At 72.0% G+C, this 18,026-nt stretch carries 18 protein-coding genes; 6 read left to right on the forward strand and 12 right to left on the reverse strand.

Annotated elements, in window-relative coordinates:
- The first annotated feature begins 66 nt into the window (after window positions 1-66).
- Window positions 67-606 (forward strand): hypothetical protein, encoded by a 540-nt coding sequence (locus tag ABMY26_RS12005; protein ID WP_372396495.1) that lies wholly within the window; start codon window positions 67-69, stop codon window positions 604-606.
- Here ABMY26_RS12005 and ABMY26_RS12010 read toward each other — a convergent pair.
- From ABMY26_RS12010 to ABMY26_RS12050, 9 genes are all read right to left on the reverse strand, one after another.
- Window positions 603-1,121, reverse strand: coding sequence for a flagellar protein FlgN (locus tag ABMY26_RS12010; RefSeq protein ID WP_372396496.1), 519 nt, complete (start codon window positions 1,119-1,121; stop codon window positions 603-605). The two genes, ABMY26_RS12005 and ABMY26_RS12010, sit on opposite strands and share 4 nt — an antisense overlap.
- Window positions 1,118-1,480 carry a rod-binding protein gene (locus tag ABMY26_RS12015; protein WP_372396497.1) on the reverse strand — a complete coding sequence of 121 codons (363 nt, stop codon included), beginning with the start codon at window positions 1,478-1,480 and terminating at the stop codon, window positions 1,118-1,120. The genes ABMY26_RS12010 and ABMY26_RS12015 overlap by 4 nt, the downstream gene beginning before the upstream one ends.
- A gap of 23 nt (window positions 1,481-1,503) precedes the next feature.
- The gene (locus ABMY26_RS12020; RefSeq protein WP_372396498.1) at window positions 1,504-2,661 is read right to left on the reverse strand and encodes a flagellar basal body P-ring protein FlgI; all 1,158 of its coding nucleotides are present in this window, start codon (window positions 2,659-2,661) and stop codon (window positions 1,504-1,506) included.
- Between the two features lie 53 nt (window positions 2,662-2,714).
- Window positions 2,715-3,809: a flagellin gene (locus ABMY26_RS12025; RefSeq protein WP_372396499.1), complete on the reverse strand. Its 1,095-nt coding sequence runs from the start codon at window positions 3,807-3,809 to the stop codon at window positions 2,715-2,717.
- Between the two features lie 4 nt (window positions 3,810-3,813).
- Window positions 3,814-5,238 carry a flagellar hook-associated protein FlgK gene (gene flgK / locus ABMY26_RS12030; RefSeq protein ID WP_372396500.1) on the reverse strand — a complete coding sequence of 475 codons (1,425 nt, stop codon included), beginning with the start codon at window positions 5,236-5,238 and terminating at the stop codon, window positions 3,814-3,816.
- A 19-nt stretch (window positions 5,239-5,257) separates the two neighbouring features.
- Window positions 5,258-6,541 carry a flagellar hook protein FlgE gene (locus ABMY26_RS12035; protein ID WP_372396501.1) on the reverse strand — a complete coding sequence of 428 codons (1,284 nt, stop codon included), beginning with the start codon at window positions 6,539-6,541 and terminating at the stop codon, window positions 5,258-5,260.
- A gap of 228 nt (window positions 6,542-6,769) precedes the next feature.
- Window positions 6,770-7,810, reverse strand: coding sequence for a flagellar motor protein MotB (locus ABMY26_RS12040; RefSeq protein WP_372396502.1), 1,041 nt, complete (start codon window positions 7,808-7,810; stop codon window positions 6,770-6,772).
- Window positions 7,811-7,816: 6 nt separating this feature from the next.
- On the reverse strand, window positions 7,817-8,704 hold the full coding sequence (gene motA / locus ABMY26_RS12045) for a flagellar motor stator protein MotA (protein ID WP_045584864.1): 888 nt from the start codon (window positions 8,702-8,704) through the stop codon (window positions 7,817-7,819).
- A 94-nt stretch (window positions 8,705-8,798) separates the two neighbouring features.
- Complete coding sequence (locus tag ABMY26_RS12050) at window positions 8,799-11,276, reverse strand: hypothetical protein (protein WP_372396503.1); 2,478 nt, start codon at window positions 11,274-11,276, stop codon at window positions 8,799-8,801.
- A 183-nt stretch (window positions 11,277-11,459) separates the two neighbouring features.
- Between ABMY26_RS12050 and flgF the strand changes: the two genes are divergently transcribed.
- The 5 genes from flgF to ABMY26_RS12075 all read left to right on the forward strand — a co-directional run bounded on the left by flgF (window position 11,460) and on the right by ABMY26_RS12075 (window position 15,044).
- On the forward strand, window positions 11,460-12,191 hold the full coding sequence (gene flgF, locus ABMY26_RS12055) for a flagellar basal-body rod protein FlgF (protein WP_372395957.1): 732 nt from the start codon (window positions 11,460-11,462) through the stop codon (window positions 12,189-12,191).
- A gap of 34 nt (window positions 12,192-12,225) precedes the next feature.
- The gene (gene flgG, locus ABMY26_RS12060; protein WP_372395958.1) at window positions 12,226-13,011 is read left to right on the forward strand and encodes a flagellar basal-body rod protein FlgG; all 786 of its coding nucleotides are present in this window, start codon (window positions 12,226-12,228) and stop codon (window positions 13,009-13,011) included.
- A gap of 5 nt (window positions 13,012-13,016) precedes the next feature.
- Complete coding sequence (gene flgA / locus ABMY26_RS12065) at window positions 13,017-13,730, forward strand: flagellar basal body P-ring formation chaperone FlgA (RefSeq protein ID WP_372395959.1); 714 nt, start codon at window positions 13,017-13,019, stop codon at window positions 13,728-13,730.
- Window positions 13,731-13,800: 70 nt separating this feature from the next.
- A complete protein-coding gene (flgH, locus tag ABMY26_RS12070; protein WP_372395960.1) occupies window positions 13,801-14,532 on the forward strand; it encodes a flagellar basal body L-ring protein FlgH in 732 nt (243 codons plus the stop codon).
- Between the two features lie 11 nt (window positions 14,533-14,543).
- A complete protein-coding gene (locus tag ABMY26_RS12075; RefSeq protein ID WP_372395961.1) occupies window positions 14,544-15,044 on the forward strand; it encodes a hypothetical protein in 501 nt (166 codons plus the stop codon).
- Window positions 15,045-15,092: 48 nt separating this feature from the next.
- On the opposite strand, the gene ABMY26_RS12080 is transcribed toward ABMY26_RS12075, so the two are convergent.
- The 3 genes from ABMY26_RS12080 to ABMY26_RS12090 are packed head-to-tail and all read right to left on the reverse strand — an operon-like array spanning window position 15,093 to window position 18,026.
- Window positions 15,093-15,773, reverse strand: coding sequence for a flagellar hook assembly protein FlgD (locus ABMY26_RS12080; protein ID WP_372395962.1), 681 nt, complete (start codon window positions 15,771-15,773; stop codon window positions 15,093-15,095).
- Window positions 15,774-15,787: 14 nt separating this feature from the next.
- Window positions 15,788-17,257, reverse strand: coding sequence for a flagellar hook-length control protein FliK (locus ABMY26_RS12085; protein WP_372395963.1), 1,470 nt, complete (start codon window positions 17,255-17,257; stop codon window positions 15,788-15,790).
- 22 nt (window positions 17,258-17,279) lie between these two features.
- Window positions 17,280-18,026 (reverse strand): MotE family protein, encoded by a 747-nt coding sequence (locus tag ABMY26_RS12090; RefSeq protein WP_372395964.1) that lies wholly within the window; start codon window positions 18,024-18,026, stop codon window positions 17,280-17,282.

Below are 18,026 nucleotides of genomic sequence, written 5' to 3' on the forward strand. Positions count from 1 at the left end.
TGCTGAATTCGTAGGGTGCGGTCCGCCCATGGATGTGATGGCGTCGGCGCTGGCGTGGGAATGGCGATGGGCGATTCGGACGATCTTTTCGACATGTACCGCAAGGACCAGGGCAAGGCGGCCCTGAGCGGTCCCACCCTGGCGACCGCCCTTGCCGACACGGTGAAGCGCAGCTTCGCCCAGATCGACGAGCTGTGCGCGGAGGTGACGCGGGCGCTGGCGCAGGCGCGCTATACCACCCGGCTGGCGCAGACGGTGACAGACCGCTCCAGCTATGTGCGGCTCGACCGTCAGTCCGAGAGCTTCCGCGACTATCTGCGCGGCTGGAGCCAGCAGCGGGCGGAGAAGGGCACCGGCGGCATGCATTGGGAGGCCCAGATCCTCGTCACCGACCATCGGCGGACGACCAAGGAGATCGGGCTGGGCATCGCCTTCGAATGGCCGGGCGCAGGCGAGGAGGGCAACCTCGCCTTCGTCGAATTCTGGCCGACCGGCAGCGGGGTGGCGCTGCCGTCGGACGCGCGCGGCTTCCAGCGCGCGCTGGTCGCCAGCATCATCAAGCTGGAGCAGGCGGGCGAACTGTCCAGCGTGAAGGGCCGGGGCTAAAGCGAGGCGTTCAGGCCGGAGGCCGACAGCTCCACCGGCCGGCGGGCCTGGCCGTCGCGGGCATAGGTGCCGTCGCTCGACGCCTTCTCCAGCGCGGCGAGCAGGTTGCGGTTGATGGTCAGCACCGCCTTGCGCAGGGCGACGAGGCCGGAGGCGTTGACCGACACCGCCCGGTCGAGCCGGTCGATGCGCTCCAGCGTCATCGCGCGCAGGTCGTCGGGCAGGCGGATGCCCTCGTCGCGCGCCCGCAGCACGGAGGATTCCAGCTGCTCGGCCATCGCCGCCTTGCGGTGGGCGAAGACCTCCAGCCGGTCGAGCATGCCGGCGGCGATGCAGGCCGACTCCTCCTCCAGCACCGCCGACAGCGCCTCGACCGCGTCGAGGAAGTCGCGGACCAGCAGCGCGGTGGCGCCGTCATAGCCGGGTTCCGGTGCGGCCGGACCCTCGGCCGGTGCGGTTCCGGCGATGCGGTCGGGAACGAACTCGTGGATCAGGTCCTTGAGGGTGACGCTCATGATGTGCGCTCCGTTTGGGCGGCGCCTTGGGCTGCCCCTTGGGCGGCGTAGAGGCGGGCGATCTCGTCATGCGTCATCCGGCCGATGCCAAGCCCGCCGGACTCGGCGATGGCCTTGCCGTATTCCTGCAGCATCATGCTGCGCCACGGCTTTTCCGCCGGGCCGCCGCCGCCGAACAGCGGGCTTTCGCGCATGCCCGCGAACATGCTCTCCATCAGCTGGCCGACGATCATCGCCTCGAACTCCTTGGCGACCTTCTCGGCGGCAACCTTTTCGGCGGCGGCCGGATCGGGCAGCGCGGATGTCTGTTTGGATGCCGCCTGCGGCGTGGAACGGAGGGTGGGGGCTGCGAGGTCCATCGTCGGCTCCGGGCTTCTTGCGGTCAGATGATTTCCAGGTCGGCATGCAGGGCGCCGGCGGCCTTGATGGCCTGGAGGATCGCCACCATGTCGCGCGGCCCCACCCCCAGCGCGTTCAGCCCGTTGACCAGCTGCTGCAGGCTGACATTGCCGCCGACGGTGACGAACTGGCGGCCGTTGCCCTCCTGCACCTGGACGTCGGTGCGCGGCACCACGACGGTCGAGCCGTTGCTGAAGGGCTGCGGCTGCGACACCTGCGGCGCCTCGACCACGCGGACGGTCAGGTTGCCCTGGGTGATGGCGACGCGGCTGACCCGCACGTCGTCGCCGATGACGATGGTGCCGCTGCGCTCGTCCACCACCACGCGGGCGACGCCGTCGGGCCGCACCGCCAGCTGCTCGATCTCGCCGATCAGGCGGGAGACGTTGCCGACATAGCCGCCGGCGATCCGCACGTCGACCGTGGTCAGATCCACCACCCGCGCGTTGCCGGCGCCGAGCCGGCCGTTCACCGCGTCGGCGATGCGGATCGCCGTGGTGAAGTCGGGGTTGCGCAGCGCCATCCGCACCGCGCCGATGTCGTTGAGGGCGAATTTCAGCTCGCGTTCCACCGTGGCGCCGTTGGCGATGCGGGCGGTGGTCGGCACCCCCTTGGTCACCGTCGCCGCGGCACCGCCGGCGGAAAAGCCGCTGACCGACAGCGGCCCCTGGGCGACCGCATAGGCCTCGCCGTCGGCGCCCAGCAGCGGCGTGACCACCAGCGTGCCGCCGAGCAGGCTGGTGGCGTCGCCCAGCGCCGAGACGGTGACGTCGACGGTGGTGCCCTGGCGCGGGAAGGGTGGCAGGCTGGCGGTGACCATCACCGCCGCGGCGTTGCGGGTGCGCAGCGTCTCGCCGCGGGTGTTGATGCCCAGCCGCTCCATCATCCCCTTCAGGCTCTGTTCGGTGAAGGGGGTGTTGATCAGCCGGTCGCCGGTGCCGTTCAGCCCGACCACCAGACCGTAGCCGACCAGCTGGTTGCGGCGCACCCCGTCGAAGGTGACGAGATCCTTCACCCGCGTCTGCGCCGCCGCCGCGGCCGCCCAGCCCCAGCACAGCGCGAGCGCCAGCAGGCAGGCGGCGACGGCTTGGACCGGGCGGCGGACCGGGCTGAACCGGGCGGAGGGGGAGGCGCGATGCATGGGGAGCCTTACCGGTCGTTGGAGCCTGGCCGTTGTCGCTGGGCCGGCGGGGCCTACAGGTAGTTCGACAGGCGCAGCTTGGCGATGCGCGCGGTGGCGCTGGCGGTGGCGTCGAGCTGCGCCTCCAGCTGGCTGATGCGCGTGCTCGCCTCGTAGGGGTCGACGCCTTCGAGATTGTCGATCTGCAGGTTCAGGATCGATTTCTGCGTCCGGTGCTGTTCGGCGACGGTGGCGACCTGGGCGCGCTGGATGCCGAGCTGCGCCGTCGCCTCGCGCAGGTTGCCAAGCCCGCCCGACAGCTTGTCGACCGCGGTCTTGATGTAGTCGGGATAGGCGTCCACCGGCATGGCGGAGGTGTCGACCGCCGCCAGCATGTAGATGCCCTCCAGCAGCTCGCGCATCATCGGGTCGTTGGCCTGGACGCCGTAGGCGATGGTGGCGGAGTCGGCCGGCCGGCCGCTGACCCGCGGCGAGGCGCCGCCGCCGGCCCGATAGGCGGTGGTGCCGGTGTAGAGGCCGCCTTCGAAGCTGTCCGGCGGCGCGGAGCCCGGCGGATCGTAGACCGCGAACAGGGCGTCCAGGGCGGTGACGACCGCCGCGGTCTCCGCCGCCGTGGTCGGGGCGGGATTGCCGCCGCTGGCTGCCTGGATCGCGTCGCGGACGATCTGCATCGGGGCCGGCGGGCCGGAATCGTCGCCGTCGACGTTGCGCATCGGCGGCTGGTCCAGCGCGGTGCCGGCGAACAGGTAGACGTTGCCCGCCGAGGCGTTGAGCAGGCTGACCACCTGATCCAGCACGCCGCGCGCCCGGATCTGCAGCGAGGTCCCGGTCGGCGACTGCTGCCCCAGCCCGGTCGAGGCGGCGGCCAGCAGGTCGTTGCCCGACGCCAGGATGCTGGTCATCGCGCTGTCCATCATGTCCATCCGCCCGTCGAGCAGGTCGGTGGTCTTGATGTATTCCTCGGTGCGGTCGAACAGGTTGCGCAGCGCGACGTCGCGGCCGGTCGAGGCGCCAAGGGTGGCGGCGACGTCGGCATGGACGCCGGTCGCGACCTCCTCGTTGGCGCGGACCAGATCCATCTGCTGCCGGGCCATGGTGCCCTGCAGCTTGCGGCTCATGCCCAGGGTGGACAGGGCGTTGTACAGCATGGCCTTATCCCTTGATCTGCAACAGGATGTCGATCATCCGCCCGGCGACCTGGATCACCTGGGCGCTGGCGCCGTAGCTCTGCTCGATCAGCAGCAGTTTCTGCATCTCGTCGTCGATGTTGACGCCGTCGCGGTTGACGCGCGCCGTCTCCAGCGTGTCGGCGCCGATCTTGCGGGCGTTCATCTCGGTCTCGGCCCCGGTCCGGTAGCCCTGCTGGGCCGACACCATGGCGGTGGCGTAGGCGCCGAGCGTGGCGTTGGGCATCGTCAGGTCGGTCGCGGAGAAGGCATGGGTCGCGGTGAAGGCGCCCAGGAACTTGTCGATCTGGGTCTGGTCGCCCGGCTCCAGCGGGGCGGCGGCCTGGATGCCGCTGCGCACCCGCCAGCTCTCCCCCTGCACCGCCGGATTGACGGCGATGCGCGCCGCAGCCCCGTCGGTGCCGGCGGCCAGGACGAACAGGCCGGCGCCGGCCGGGTCGGCCTCCGCCGCCTGGAAGCCCTGCACCAGCCCCTCGGCCAGCTGGTCGAGCTGGTCGAGCGCGCGCGGCATGTCGCGGGTGATGGTCTGGACATAGCCCATGATGCGGCCGGTCTGGATCTCGGTGTCCGGGTTGGGCGCGGTGCCGCTGGGTGGCGCGCCGTCGCCGAGCCAGGCCAGACGCTGGCCGTTGATCTGCAACTCGCCGCCGACCAGCGCCAGCGGCGTGTCGCCGGGCTCCAGCGAGCGGTCCATCAGGGTCTGGCCGTTGCGGGTCATCACCACCACCTGACCGTCGTCGCCGGTGTAGGTGCGGATGCCGATCTCCTGCGACACCTGGTCGAGCAGGCGGTCACGCTCGTCGCGCAGGTCGCCGGCATCGCCGCCGCGCGCCTCCAGCGCCGCGATGCTGCCGTTGAGGTCGCCGACGCGGTGGAGCGCCGCGTTCACCGTGTCGACCGAGGTCTGCAGGCGGTCGCGGGCATCGCCGATCACCGCCTGCGCCGCGTCGGCCGCGCTGTTCAGCCCGGCGGCCAGCGCCGTCGCCTGCGACACCACCGCATTCTGCGCCGCGTCGTCGTTGGGCATGTCGTGCAGGCGGGAAAAGGCCTGCTGCAGCTTGGACAGCTGGGTCGAGACCGATTTCTGGTCCTGCGGCTGGCCCAGCACCAGCGCATAGTCGGCCAGCGCCGACGCCCGCGCCTCCTGCGCGGTGTAGCGGCTGGTCTCGTAGCGGGCGTCGCGGATCAGCAGCTCGTCGACCTTGCGGCCGATGGAATCGACGCGCACGCCGCCGCCCTGGCCGGCGGTGACGACCGCGGACAGGTTCAGGTCACGCCGGACATAGCCGGCGGTGGTGGCGTTGGCGAGGTTGTGCGACAGCAGCGCCGCCTGCTGCTGCGTGGTGCGCAGGCCGGACAGGGCGGCGGACAGGGCAAGCTGGACGGTCATGGCCGGGGCTCCGTCGCGGTCAGCGCTTCAGGCGCGTGGTCTCTTCGACCAGCTCGTCGGTGGTGCGGACCAGCGTGGCGTTCGAGGAATAGGCGCGCTGCGTCTCGATCAGCGACACCAGCTCGGTCGCGATGTCGACGTTCGACTGTTCCAGCGCGCTGCCGACCACCGTGCCGGCCTTGCCGCTGTTGCCGGCCGACAGGGTCAGCGTGCCGCTGTCGCGGCCCAGCGTGTAGGTGTTGCCGGCCTGGGTGACCAGACCGTCCGGGTTGGTGACGTTGGCCACCGGCACCTGATAGAGCCCCTGGCGCGCGCCGTTGTCGTAGAGCGCCCACAGCTTGCCGGTCTCGTCGATGTTGACCGAGGTGACGCGGCCGGCCTTGGCGCCGTCGGCGGTGATCTGCGGCACGTAGTCGCCGCGCAGCTGGGTGATGTTGCTGACGTTCAGCGTGAAGCTGTCGGGCGTCGGAGCGGCGGCGTTGGTTCCGGACACGATGCTGAACGTACTGTTGCCCACCGGATTGCCCGTCGCATCCACCATCGTTCCCGCATAGGGGCCGACCGAAGCGAAGGTGAAGGTGAGATCCGCCGGAGCCGGGGCCGGATCCAGCGTGTAGTTGGCGGGCGGGGTGATGGCGAGCGTCCAGACGCCGTTGGTGGGCACCAAGGGATCGGGCGCGGTGGTCATCGTCCAGTCGAGCTTGATGTCCTGCGCGTTGCCGAGGCTGTCGTAGAAGGTCGTGGTGGTGGCGAAGTTCGTTCCGACCGCGGCCTGGGCCGGCAGGTTGCCGGTCAGCCCCATCTGGGTGGTGCGGCTGCCGCCATAGGCGAGGTTGCCGATGTTGATGGTTTCCAGGTCGTCGAAGCGGGTGGTGTTGACGGTGCCGAGGCCGCCGTTCGCGTCCAGCTTCCAGCCCTGGAGATACTGGCCGGCGGTGTTGCGCAGGAAGCCGCTGTCGTCGGGCAGGAAGCTGCCGGCGCGGGTCAGCGCATAGTCCGGCGTGCCGGTCGCCGTGTTGCCGACGACGAAGAAGCCGCTGCCGCTGATCGCCATGTCGGTGGTCGAGCTGGTGCCGAGCAGGGTGCCGTCCTGCTCCACCTGGTAATGCACGTTGGACTGCACGCCGCTGGCGGAATAGGTGGTGCGGTCGCCCGGCGACGTGACCAGGGTGGAGAAATCCACGGTGGCCCGCTTGTAGCCGGCGGTCTGCGAGTTGCTGATGTTGTCCGAGATGGCGGCGAGGCGCGCGCTTTGCGCGGACATGCCGCTGATGCCGGACCGCATGGCGCTGTACAGGCTCATCCTTGGATCCTCTGGTCAACCAGTGGGAACTGGCGTGGGAACTGGCCGTCGTGGCATGCCGCCAAGGGGCGGCGGACGGACGGCGAAGGGAGTGTCCCGGGATTCTCCGCGGAGGACTGTTGGGCCTGACGGTAGCGGAGCGGTTTTAAAGGGGCTTTAAAAGAAAAAGCGGGCGCTTTTGTTAAAATGCGCCGCGCTTTTCTTGGGAATTGAGGTGATGGCTTCGTCTTATCCCGGCCGGCGCAGCAGCGTGATGCTGATCCGCCGGTTGCTGGGGTCCAGCGGGTCGCTGGAGCCGAAATGGTCGAGGTCGGCGCGGCCCTCGACCCGGACGATGCGGGTGCCCGGAATGCCGCCCGACAGCAGTTCGCGGCGGGCGGCGTTGGCGCGGTCGCTGGACAGCTCCCAATTGCCGTACTTGGCATCGGCGGCATAGCCGAGCGCGTCGGTGTGGCCGGTGATGCCGATCGGGTTGGGCACCGCGGCCAGCGCCGCCGCCACCATGCGCATCAGCCGGCGGCCCTGGTCGTTCATCTGGGCCGAGCCGACCTTGAACATCGAGAAGCGCGCCTGGTCGGTCAGCTGCACCCGCAGCCCCTCCGGTACCTGCTGGATCACCAGGCTGCCCGACAGGGCGTTGAGGTCGGGCGAGGCGGCGATGCGCTGGCGCAGGTCCTGCTCCAGCGTCTCCAGCGCGACCTTTTCGGTCAGCTCGGCCGACTGGCGGTCGAGCAGCGCTTCCAGCTCGGCGCGGGTCGCGCCGATGCTCTGGCCGGCGGCGGTTCCGGCCCCGGCGGCAGGCGGCGCGCTTTCGCCGGCGGGCGGAGCGGTCTCGGGAGCGGGGCGCAGCAGGTCGACCGGCGGCACCGCGCCGCCCGGCGGATGGGGCATCGCGTCCTTGCGGCCGGCCGGCTGGCGGTCGCTGTCGCCGACCGAGGAGACGACCGGCGGCGAGGCGACCGGGCTCGCCTGGTCGCCGGCGGCGTTGGGGGTGGTCAGCGAGCCGGTCTTGTCGACCGAGCGTCCGGCCAGCATGCCGTCGGCGCCGGAGTTGCTCTGCGACACCGCGACCGGGTTGAAATAGTCGGCGATGCCCTTGCGCTGTTCGGTGGTGGTGATGTTCATCAGCCACATCACCAGGAAGAAGGTCATCATCGCCGTCACGAAGTCGGCGTAGGCCAGCTTCCAGGCGCCGTTGTGCTCCTCCTCCTCATGGCCGCCGAGATGGCGCTTGACGATGATCGGGGGCAGGGCGGTCTTGCGCGGCATCGGCGGTCACGCGGCCTGCCGGCCGTCGCGGGCCTTGGCCTGCGACGACAGGGTGGTGGCGACCTCGACCTCGGCCAGGCTCGGCTGGATGTCGGTGTAGAGCACCTTGCGGGCATATTCGGCGCAGACCTGCGGCGGGCTGCCGCGCAGGTAGGCGCACAGCGCCGCCTTGATGCAGAAATACATGTTCAGTTCCGATTCGCGGCGCTGGCGGGCGGCGCTGGCGATCGGGCCGACCATGCCGTAGGACAGCAGCACGCCGAGGAAGGTGCCGGTCAGCGCGCCGCCGATCATGTGGCCCAGCACCTCCGGCGCCGCGCTGATCGCCCCCATGGCGTTGATGACGCCGAGCACCGCGGCGACGATGCCCAGCGCCGGCAGCGCGTCGGCAAGGTTCTGCAGCGCCTTCGGCACCTGGTTCAGCTCGCGGCCCAGCGTGTCGAGCTCCTCCGCCATCAGCGATTCCAGGTCGTGCGGGTTGTCCTGCCCCAGCGCGATCAGGCGCAGGTAGTCGCACAGGAAGGTCATGCAGCGGTCGTAGCGCAGGACGTTGGGATATTGGGTGAAGAGCGGGCTGTCGGCCGGCTTGTCGATGTCGGGCTCGATCTGCGACATGCCCTTGGACTTGGCGACGCGCAGCAGGCCGTAGACCAGCGCGATCATGTCGAGATAGTCGTTCTTCGGCGTGGTGCGCCCGCGGGCGATGGCGCCGACGGTCCGCAGCGTGTCGCGCAGCACCGACGGGCTGTTGGCGATGGCGAAGCCGCCGATCCCCGCCCCGATGATGATGACGATCTCCACCGGCTGCCACAGCACCGCCATCCGCCCGCCCATCGCGTAGAAACCGCCGAGCACGCTGGCGAACACCGCGATCAACCCGAACATCAAGCGCATGTTTTCTTCTCCGGATGTGCACAGGCCGTCGCGACCGGGAGCGGGTATTTCCGTCCGCGACGCTACAGGGCGCCGTTTAAAGCGGCTTTACGATTCAGGGCTTTGCCCGCCACGCCTTCGCCAGCCGGTCGAGCGCGCCCGCCGCGGCGAGGTCGCGCTCCACCTGCTCCGCGCGCAGCGGGCCGTCGGCCGGCGGCGGCGCCAGCGCGTCGAGCAGCCCGGCCCAGCGGGTGCCGGCCAGACGCCCGCGCTGCGTCCCGTCGGGATCGCGCAGCGCCTCGGGGTCGCCGGCCAGATAGGCGGACAGGCCGTGCAGCGCCACGTCCTCCGCCGTCGGATCGGCCCCGGTGGCGGCCAAGTCGGCGAAGGCGTTGCGGGCTGCCGGCCATTCGCCGGCGGCGAACAGGCCATGGGCGCGCAGGCGCGCGGCCTCCGGTCCGCCCAGTCCCCGCAGCGTGTCGAGCGCCCGCACCATGTCGCCGTCGCCGAGCAGCGCGTCGGCGCGCAGCAGGGCGCGGCGCTCGGCCAGGGCGGGGTCGAGCCCCGCGCCGCCGGTGCGGGCCAGCACGTCCAGCGCCTCCGCCTCCCGGCCGCCGTCGATCAGCGCGCGGGCCAGCACCGCCCCAAGCTCCGCCCGGCGCGGGCCGTCGGCGGTCTCGGCCAGGGCGTGCAGGATGCGGGCGGCCTCCAGCCCGTAGCCGTCGCGCAGCAGCAGCGTGGCGAGGCGGCCGCGCAAGGCGCCGTCGCGGCTGTCGGCGAGCGCGACCAGCCGGCCGTGCCGGGCCTGGAGCGCCAGCGCATAGAGCCCGCCCGGCGGCGACCGTTCCAGCCGGTCGAGCACCGCGGCCAGCAGGCCGCGTCCGGCCGACAGCGCGTCGCGGCCGCGCGCGGTGGCGCCGAAGCGCCGGCCCAGCAGCCCGAAGATGTCGAGCGCGGCGTCGGTCCGCCCGCTGCGGGCATAGGCGCCGCCGAGCGCGGCCAGCGCCTCGGTCTCGATCTCGTCGCCGCGCCAGGCGAAGCGCAGCGCCTCCAGCGCGGCGATGGCGCCATCCTCGTCGAGGCGGCCCAGGCCGCGGCGCAGCTCGATGGCGCGCACCTCCGCCCGGCGGGCGAAGGGGCCGTGGCGGTGCGCCGCCGCCGCGTCGTAGCGCTCCAGCGCGGCGTCGAGGGTGGCTCCCGGGGCGGCTCCCTGGGCGGCTCCCTGGGCGGTCCCGGGGGTATCGGCGGGCGCCGCCTTCAACTCGGCCAGCCGGCCGCGGAAATAATCGAGCCGCCCGTCGGTCATCCCGGTCGAATCGACGGTGATCATCTCCAGCACGATCAGGTTCAGGGCGGCGGCGTCCCCGGCCGCGTCCGCCGCGGCGGCGAGCGTGGTCAGCAGGCGGCTGCGCAGGTCGGCCGGATAATCGAGCAGGCGGCGCAGCGCGATCGGCAGCCCGTCCTTGGCCGCCGCCCAGCGGGTCGGCGCCAATGCCACGCTGCGCCAGACATGATGGTCGGGCATGGCGCCGGGCGGCAGCTGGACGAAGAGGTTGTCGTCCGGCTCGTCCTCGCGGTCGAGCGCGCGGAAGGCGTCGCCCAGGATGCGCAGGCTGTAGCGCTGGTCGGGGGCCGGCGACCGGCTGGCCGCCGCCTCCAGCGCCGCGCGCCCTTCCTCGTCCATGGCGCGGGCCAGCAGGAAGCGGACCAGGGCGATCTGCGCCTCGGCCCGGGCGCGGCCCTGCGCGCCGTCCAGCGCCCGTTGCAGCGCCTCGCGCGTCCGGTTGAAATCCTCGCCCGCCCAGCCGGCGACATCCATCGCCGGGATCGGCGGCGGTGCCGGCTTCGGCGGTTCGGCGGCTTGCGGGGCGGGCTTCGGGGAGCGGTCCGGCAGCCGTTCCAGCTGGCGCAGCGTCTCCTCGACGCTGGAGCGGACCTCGCTTTCCAGGCTGGCCACGGCGGCGGGCGGGGCGATGCCCTCTCCCGCCCCGGGCTGCGGCTGGGGCGGGAGAGGGAGATTGGCGGGCGCCGCGTTGGCGGTGCCGATGGGGTTCAGCGCCGCGGCGACCTCGTTCAGGATGGGAGGGCGGGCCGGCGTCGAAGGGGGTTGGGGCGCGGGCGGGGGCGCGGGATCGGGCTGTGTGGTGGCGACGACGGCCTCCGGCGCGATCTCTTGCATGGGAACTTGGGGCGGGGCTCCCGGCTTGCGGGCGGGGATCGGCAGGCCGCCCACATCGACGATCAGCATCCGCCGCTCGACGAAGCTGGCGATCCGCGCGCCGCAGGGGATCGCCGCGGTCAGGCTGCGCCCGTCATCCACCGCGACGAAATCGGACAGGCGCCTGGAATAGGTGTCGTGCAGGCTCGCCAGCGGCCACCGCGCCGGGTTGGCGACGTCGACGCGCAGCACGCAGCCGTCGACCGAAACCGCCGGCTCCTCGCCCCTGGGCAGCGACAGCACCAGCCGCGAATAGTCGCCATGGTCGCCGAGCTGCGCGCGGACGGCGGTCTGCGCCGCCGCGCCGCCGGCCGCGGGCGCCATCAGCACGGCAAGGACCAGCGTCGAGGTGACGGCCAGCGTGGTGTCGGTCATTCCCTTGACCCGTGCTCCCTTATCCTGGCGCCGTTTCATCGCAGTCGTCTCGCATTTTATCGAAATGATCGTCAAACCGATCCCAAGTCCGGAAAGGAGCCGGCCGGGGCGGTCCAGGTTGAAACCCTGCTTTAAACTGCATCGTCCAGATTAAGGCGGAGTTCAAAACCGGAGAGTTCGGCGATGGAGAACCAGCTTTACATCGGACTGTCGCGCCAGATGGCGCTGCGGCGGCAGCTGGACGTGGTGGCGAACAATGTCGCCAACATGAATACCGCCGGCTTCCGCGGCGAACGCACCCTGTTCGAGACCGCGATGGAGGCCGGCGGGCGCAAGCCGACCGACCGCATCGCCTTCACCATCGACCGGTCCACCTATACAGACCTGCGGGCCGGCGCCTTCACCGAGACCGGCAACCCCTATGACGTGGCGCTGGACGGCGACGGCTTCCTGTCGGTGCAGGCGCCGGACGGCGTGCGCTACACCCGCGACGGCCGGCTGCGCCGCGACGCCGACGGCACGCTGGTCGGCACCAACGGCTATCCGGTGCTGGACGACGGCCGGCGGCCCATCGTCATCCCGTCCGACAGCAGCACGGTCAGCATCGGGTCGGATGGGCTGCTGTCGGCCGACGGCAACGTGATCGCCCGCATCAACGTCTCGCGCTTCGACAATCCGCAGCTGCTGAAGCAGACCGGCGACCTGCTGTTCGAGCCGGCCGACGGGATGGAGGCGCGGCCCGCCCCCGACACCCGGCTGGTGGAAGGCAAGGTGGAGCGGTCCAACGTGCAGGGCATCGTCGAGATCGGCCGCATGATGGACCTGACCCGCGATTACCAGTCGGTGACCAAGATGGTGGACGACGGGCAGGACCTGCTGCGCTCCGCGATCAACCGCCTCGGCAAATCCTCTTAACGCGTCAAAGCCTTATCCCAGGGAGACAGCGCCCATGCGCGTGCTCAGCATCGCCTCGACCGGCATGATGGCCCAGCAGATGAACGTCGAGGTCATCTCCAACAACATCGCCAACATCAACACCACCGCCTTCAAGCGGTCGCGCGCCGAGTTCCAGGATCTGATGTACCAGGCCGAGCGGCGCCAGGGCAGCCAGTCGACCGACAGCGGCACCATCGTGCCGACCGGGGTCGAGGTCGGCCTGGGCGTGCGGCCGACCTCGGTCAACCGCATCAACACCACCGGCAACCTGACCTCCACCGGCAACGAGCTGGATCTGGCGATCGAGGGGCGCGGCTATTTCAACGTGACCCAGCCGGGCGGCGAGACGGTCTACACCCGCGCCGGCAGCTTCAAGCTGTCGCCGGAGGGCAGCATCGTCACCGCCGACGGCTTCGCCATCGCCCCCGGCATCACCGTGCCGCAGGGCACGCGCGAGGTGGTGATCAACCGCTCGGGCGAGGTGCTGGCCTATGTCGACGGCCAGACCCAGCCGGTCAACCAGGGCCAGCTGGCGATGACGGTGTTCGTCAACGATTCCGGGCTGGAGGCGCTGGGCGACAACCTGTTCCGCGCCACGCCGGCCTCCGGCGAGCCGCAGGACGGGCTGGCAGGGCAGGCCGGCTTCGGCACCATCCGGCAGAAATACCTGGAATCCTCCAACGTCAACGTCGTGCAGGAAATCACCGAGCTGATCTCCGCCCAGCGCGCCTACGAGATGAACGCCAAGGTGATCGAGGCCGGCGACCAGATGGCCTCCACCATGACCAACATGCGGTGAGCATCGTGGCGCGATCCCTCCGCATGGCGCTGGTCCTGGCGCTTCTCGCCGCCGGCCCGGCCATCGCCGGTCCTGCCGCCGGTTCCATCGAGGCGCGGCTGGCCGAGGAGCTGCTGGCCTCGCTCGGCCCGGCGGTGCCGGCGGATGCCCAGGTGGCGCTGACGCTGGGGATGCCCTTCGAGGGGCCGCTCGACGCCGTGCGTGACATCGGCCTCGACCCGCGCACCGGCATCTTCCAGGCCCGCATCGTCAGCAACGGCCGGACCGTCGAGCTCAGCGGGCGCGCGGACATCGAGGTGGCGATGCCGGTGCCGGTGCGCCGCATCCGGCCGGGCGAGATCATCGAGGCGGCCGACCTCACCACCATCCGCCTGTCGATCGGGCGGGCCGGTGCCGGATTCATCGCCGACGCCGACGCGCTGGTCGGCCTGTCGCCGCGCCGGCAGATCCCGGCCGGACGGCTGATCCAGGTCGGATCGGTGGGGTCGCCCATCGTCGTGCAGCGCAACCGGCCGGTGACGCTGGTCTATGAGGATGGCGCGCTGATGCTGGCGGCGCGCGGCCGGGCCTTGCAGGAGGGCGGCGTCGGCGATGTCGTCCGCGTCATGAACATCGCCAGCAGCACCATCGTCACCGGCACCGTCACCGGCGCGGAAACCGTGTCGGTGAGCGGGCCGCGCGTTCCGCAAGCCTCCCAGCAGTCCTTTGCCCAGCAGTGATCTGCCCAGCAGCCAGCGCGGCCCTGAGTCGCCGACACCTTACCGCCACTCCAGTCCGGGAGCTTCCGCCATGCGCACCGCGCTCGTCCCCATCCTGCTGCTCTCCCTCGCGACGGGCGGCTGCGCGCGGCTGGCCGACATCGGCAGCGCTCCCAGCCTGTCGGAGATCTCCAATCCGGGGCTCCAGCCCGAGGCGCGGGTGATCTCGCTGCCGATGCCGCAGCCGACGACGGCCGAGCAGATCCCGAGCTCGCTGTGGCGCACCGGGTCGCGCGACTTCTTCCGCGACCCGCGCGCCAAGGCGGTGGGCGACCTGCTGACCGTGGTCATCGACATCTCCGATCAGGCGCAGATGCGCAACACCACCCAGCGCGGGCGCTCCAACAGCGAGAAGGCCGGGCTGCCGAACTTCTTCGGGCTGGAAAGCCGGCTGCCGGCGGTGCTGCCCGACGCGGTCGACCCGTCGAGCCTGGTCGATCTGGACAGCACCAGCAGTTCGAGCGGCAACGGCACCATCCAGCGCAACGAGCGCATCGCCATGCGCGTCGCCGCCGTGGTGACCCAGGTGCTGCCCAACGGCAATTTCGTCATCGCCGGCCGGCAGGAGGTGCGGGTGAACTACGAGCTGCGCGAGATGCGGATCGCCGGCGTCCTGCGGCCGGAGGACATCAGCAACGCCAACACCATCGATTACGACAAGATCGCCGAGGCGCGCATCACCTATGGCGGCCGCGGCCAGATCACCGACGTGCAGCAGCCGCGCTACGGCCAGCAGGTGCTGGACGTGGTCCTGCCCTTCTGACGGACCCCGCCATGAAAGCCGTCCTGCCGTTCGCCGTGGCTGCCGCGCTCGCCTTTGCCGGCGGCTACGGCTTCGGCCGTTTCGATGCCCTGCCGTCCGAGCCGGCACCCGGCGGCCCGGCCGCGGCGCCGGGCGATGCCGCGGCACCGGCCGCCAGCCCCCATTATGTCGAGGCCGGGCAACTGATCGTGCCGATGCTGGAGCAGGGGCGGACCGTCGCCTTCATCCTGACCCAGGTGACGCTGGAGGCGGCCAGCGCCGACGACGCGCTGGCGGTCCGCCGTCGCCTGCCGCACGCGCGCAGCGCCATGCTGGAGGCGCTGTTCGACCTGGCCGGCCATGGCCGCTTCAACGGGCCGTCGGTCGATCCGCATGGGGTCGCCGCCGCCCTGCTGGCCAGCGCCAACGGTTCCTTCGCCGGGCCGGAAGGCGGTCAGCAGGCCGGAGGGGTGCGGCCGGTGCGGTCGGTGCTGATCGACCGGCTGCTGCGCCAGGACAACACCCGCCTGTGAGCGGTTGGCGCATCCCTCTCCCCAGGGGGGAGAGGGATGCGGTCCGGTTCAGGAGGCCGAAAGCACGGCGTCCGACCCGACGGTGGCGCCGTTCTTCAGCACGAACTTGGTGGCGCCGTCGACGCTGCGCACCTCGGCCACCGTGTCGGTGATGACGGTGGCGGCGGTCAGTGCCTTGCCGTCCTTGTCCTTCGCCGTCACCCGCAGGGTATAGAGGCCGTCGGGCGCGGTGGCGCCGGCGCTGGTCTTGCCGGTCCAGTCGAAGACCTGCCGGCCGGGCTGCAGGCTGCCCGACGTGCCGTAGACCACGGCACCGGCGGCGTTCAGCACCTCCAGCTTCACGCTGGCCGGCGTGCCGTCCACCGTATAGGCCGCCTGCGCCTTGCCCTCGCTCAGCGACAGCTGGTCCGACTCCACCTCCACCTTGCGGCCGAGCAGCGCCATGTCCATGCGCATGCCGCTGCTCTTCAGCGTGTCGAGCACCTGGCCCAGCGTGTCGTTGGAGCGCATCGATTGTTCGACGGTCGACAGCTGGGCCAGCTGCGTCATGAACTGGGTCGCGTCCATCGGCGCCAGCGGATCCTGGTTGCGCAGCTGGGCGGTCAGCAGCTTCAGGAAGGACTCGTAATCGACCGTGGCCTTCTTGGCCTCGCCGGTCGCCGCAGCCGTCTGGGCGGCGTTTTTCGCGGCGGTGGTCGCGGTGGTGGTGGGGGCGGGGGTGGCGGTCATGGGTCGGGCCTTCTTCAGACGGTGACGTCGACCAGCCCGTCGATCGGGCGCATCGGGCGGTCGCCATGGGAGTCGGGGTCGGGAGCGGTTTCGGCGACGGCGGCGGTCCGCCAGCCGCCGGACCGGCCGTCCTGGCCGGGTGCGGCGAAGCCGCGAGACTGGCCGTCGCCCTGCAGCGAGAACTGGAGGCTTGCATTGTCGAGCGACAGGCCGGCGTCGCCCAGCGCCCGTTCGAGCTGCTGCATGTCGCGCCGCAGCAGGGCCAGCGTGTCGGCCTGCTCGGCCTGGACGGTCAAGGCCACCTTGCCGTCGCTGACGTCGGCGACCACGCGGATGCGGCCGAGCTCCGCCGGGGCGAGGTCGATGTGGAAGGCGCCGCCGCCGGCTTCGAGCACGCGGACCAGCGGGGCGGCAAGCTGCGCCATCGCCGGGCTGTGCGCCGTCGCCGCCCGGCCGGAGGCGGCCGCCGCCGCATAATGGGTGGCTGCCTGGGCCGGCAGGGTCGGCACCGCCTCGAATCCGGTGGCGGGCGGGGTGCCGCCGCTGCCGGCCGGCGGTGCGGCGGCGAAGTCGGCGGGGGGTGTCGCCGGCTGGGCGGTGCCCTGGGCGGCGGTGGGGGCGAAGTCGGCGGCCGGCGGCTTGCCGGGCTGCGGCGCGGCGCCGGGCTGTTCGGATTTGGCAGCGCTGTCCGGGCGGCCGGTTCCGCGGGCGGCGCGGCCGGCGGTGCGCGGGTCGGTGCTCTCGGCCCGCCGGCTCTCGCGCCCGCCATCGGCCGGTTCCGCGATGTCGGCGGCGGCCATGGTGGCGGCCGGCGTCGGCTGGCCGGCGTCGCCTTGCGCCGCGGGGCCGGTTGTGGGGGCGGCTTCGGCGGTGGCGGTCTGTGGCTGCGCCGGGCCGGCGGAGGGGCGCGGCGCGGATGCCGGATCGGCGGCGGACGCCGGGGCCGCGTCGGGGGTGGCCGCAGCTGCGGGGCTTGGCTGCGGCGTTCCGGGCGATGCGGTTCCGGCGGTCTGGTTGGCGGCTGCTTGGCCGGCGGCGGTCTGGTTGGCGGCGGTCTGGTCTGCGGTCGGCGGCTGTCCGGCTTGCGGAGGAGCCGGCATCTGCGGTGCGGCGTCGTCGGGTCCGGCGCTATTTGTGCCGGCGCCTTCCGCCGTCCGTGCCGTGGCGGCGGCCGGCTGGGCGGCGACCGTCCAGGGCATGAGCGGCGCCTCGGTGCCGCCGTTCGCCTGCACGGCGGCTTGAACGGCAGCCTGGGCGACCGACGCCTGTGCCGCGGCGGCACCGTCGGCGTGCGGATCCCGGCGTTTGCGCAGACGGTCGGGGCGGGTTGCCGCCTCGTCGGTCTCATCCTCCGCGGCATCGTCCATCAGGCTGGCGAAGTCGTCGTCGCGCGCGTCGTCGCCGGCCGAGCCGCTGCGGTGCGGCGAGGCCGGGGCAGGGGCGGGGCGGGGCGGGGCCGCGACGGCGTCGGGCATGCTGGTCATGGCTTTGGACTCGGCTGTGAAACTAGTTGGCCGCGACCGGGCGCGGCTGGAAAACCGCCGCCGCGACGGGGGCGGGAGCCGCCTTGCGGTCGCCGGGCAGGGCACGGCGTTGCAGGATCAGCCGCGTCACCTCGCGCGCCTTGGCGTCGGCCATCTCGGCCAGGATCGGGGCGGTGCGCCGCTCGGCGATGCGGTCGAGCACGTCGACGACGATGTCGGTCTCCAGCTCGCTCAGGATGCGGGCGGCGTCGCGCGGCTTCATCGCCTCGTAGATCGCAACCATCCGCTTCAGATCCTCCTGCTGGAGGGTCGAGCGCTGGGTCATCAGCGCCTCGACCTCGCGCTTGACGCCGTTCAGCCGCTGGATCTGGGTGCCGACCCGCGCCTCGGTGGCGGCGAGCACCGCCTCGGCCTCGCGCAGGCGGTTCTGGCGGCCGGCGCCGTCGGCCTTCTGCTCGTCGATGGCGGCGCGCAACAGCGGGTCGGTGCAGTTGGGCGGGGCCAGCGCCACCGGCGGCGGCGCCTCCGCCACCGGGGCGGAAACCGGCAGGGCGACGGGAACGGCGACGGGGAGGGCGGGAGCGGGCTGGGCCTCGGCCTTGGCGGGGTCGGTGGCCTTCAGGTCGGTCGCCCAGGGGCGCTCATGGGCGCCGAACTCGCGGTCGAACTGCTGGGCGATCACCGGGAAACCGTCGACCAGCGCGCCGAGCTTGAGCGGCAGCACCATCAGGACGGCGACCAGGGTGATGGGAAGGATGCGCGGGATCAT

The organism is Azospirillum sp. HJ39, assembly GCF_041507355.1.
In the GTDB taxonomy this organism is placed as follows: domain Bacteria; phylum Pseudomonadota; class Alphaproteobacteria; order Azospirillales; family Azospirillaceae; genus Azospirillum; species Azospirillum thiophilum.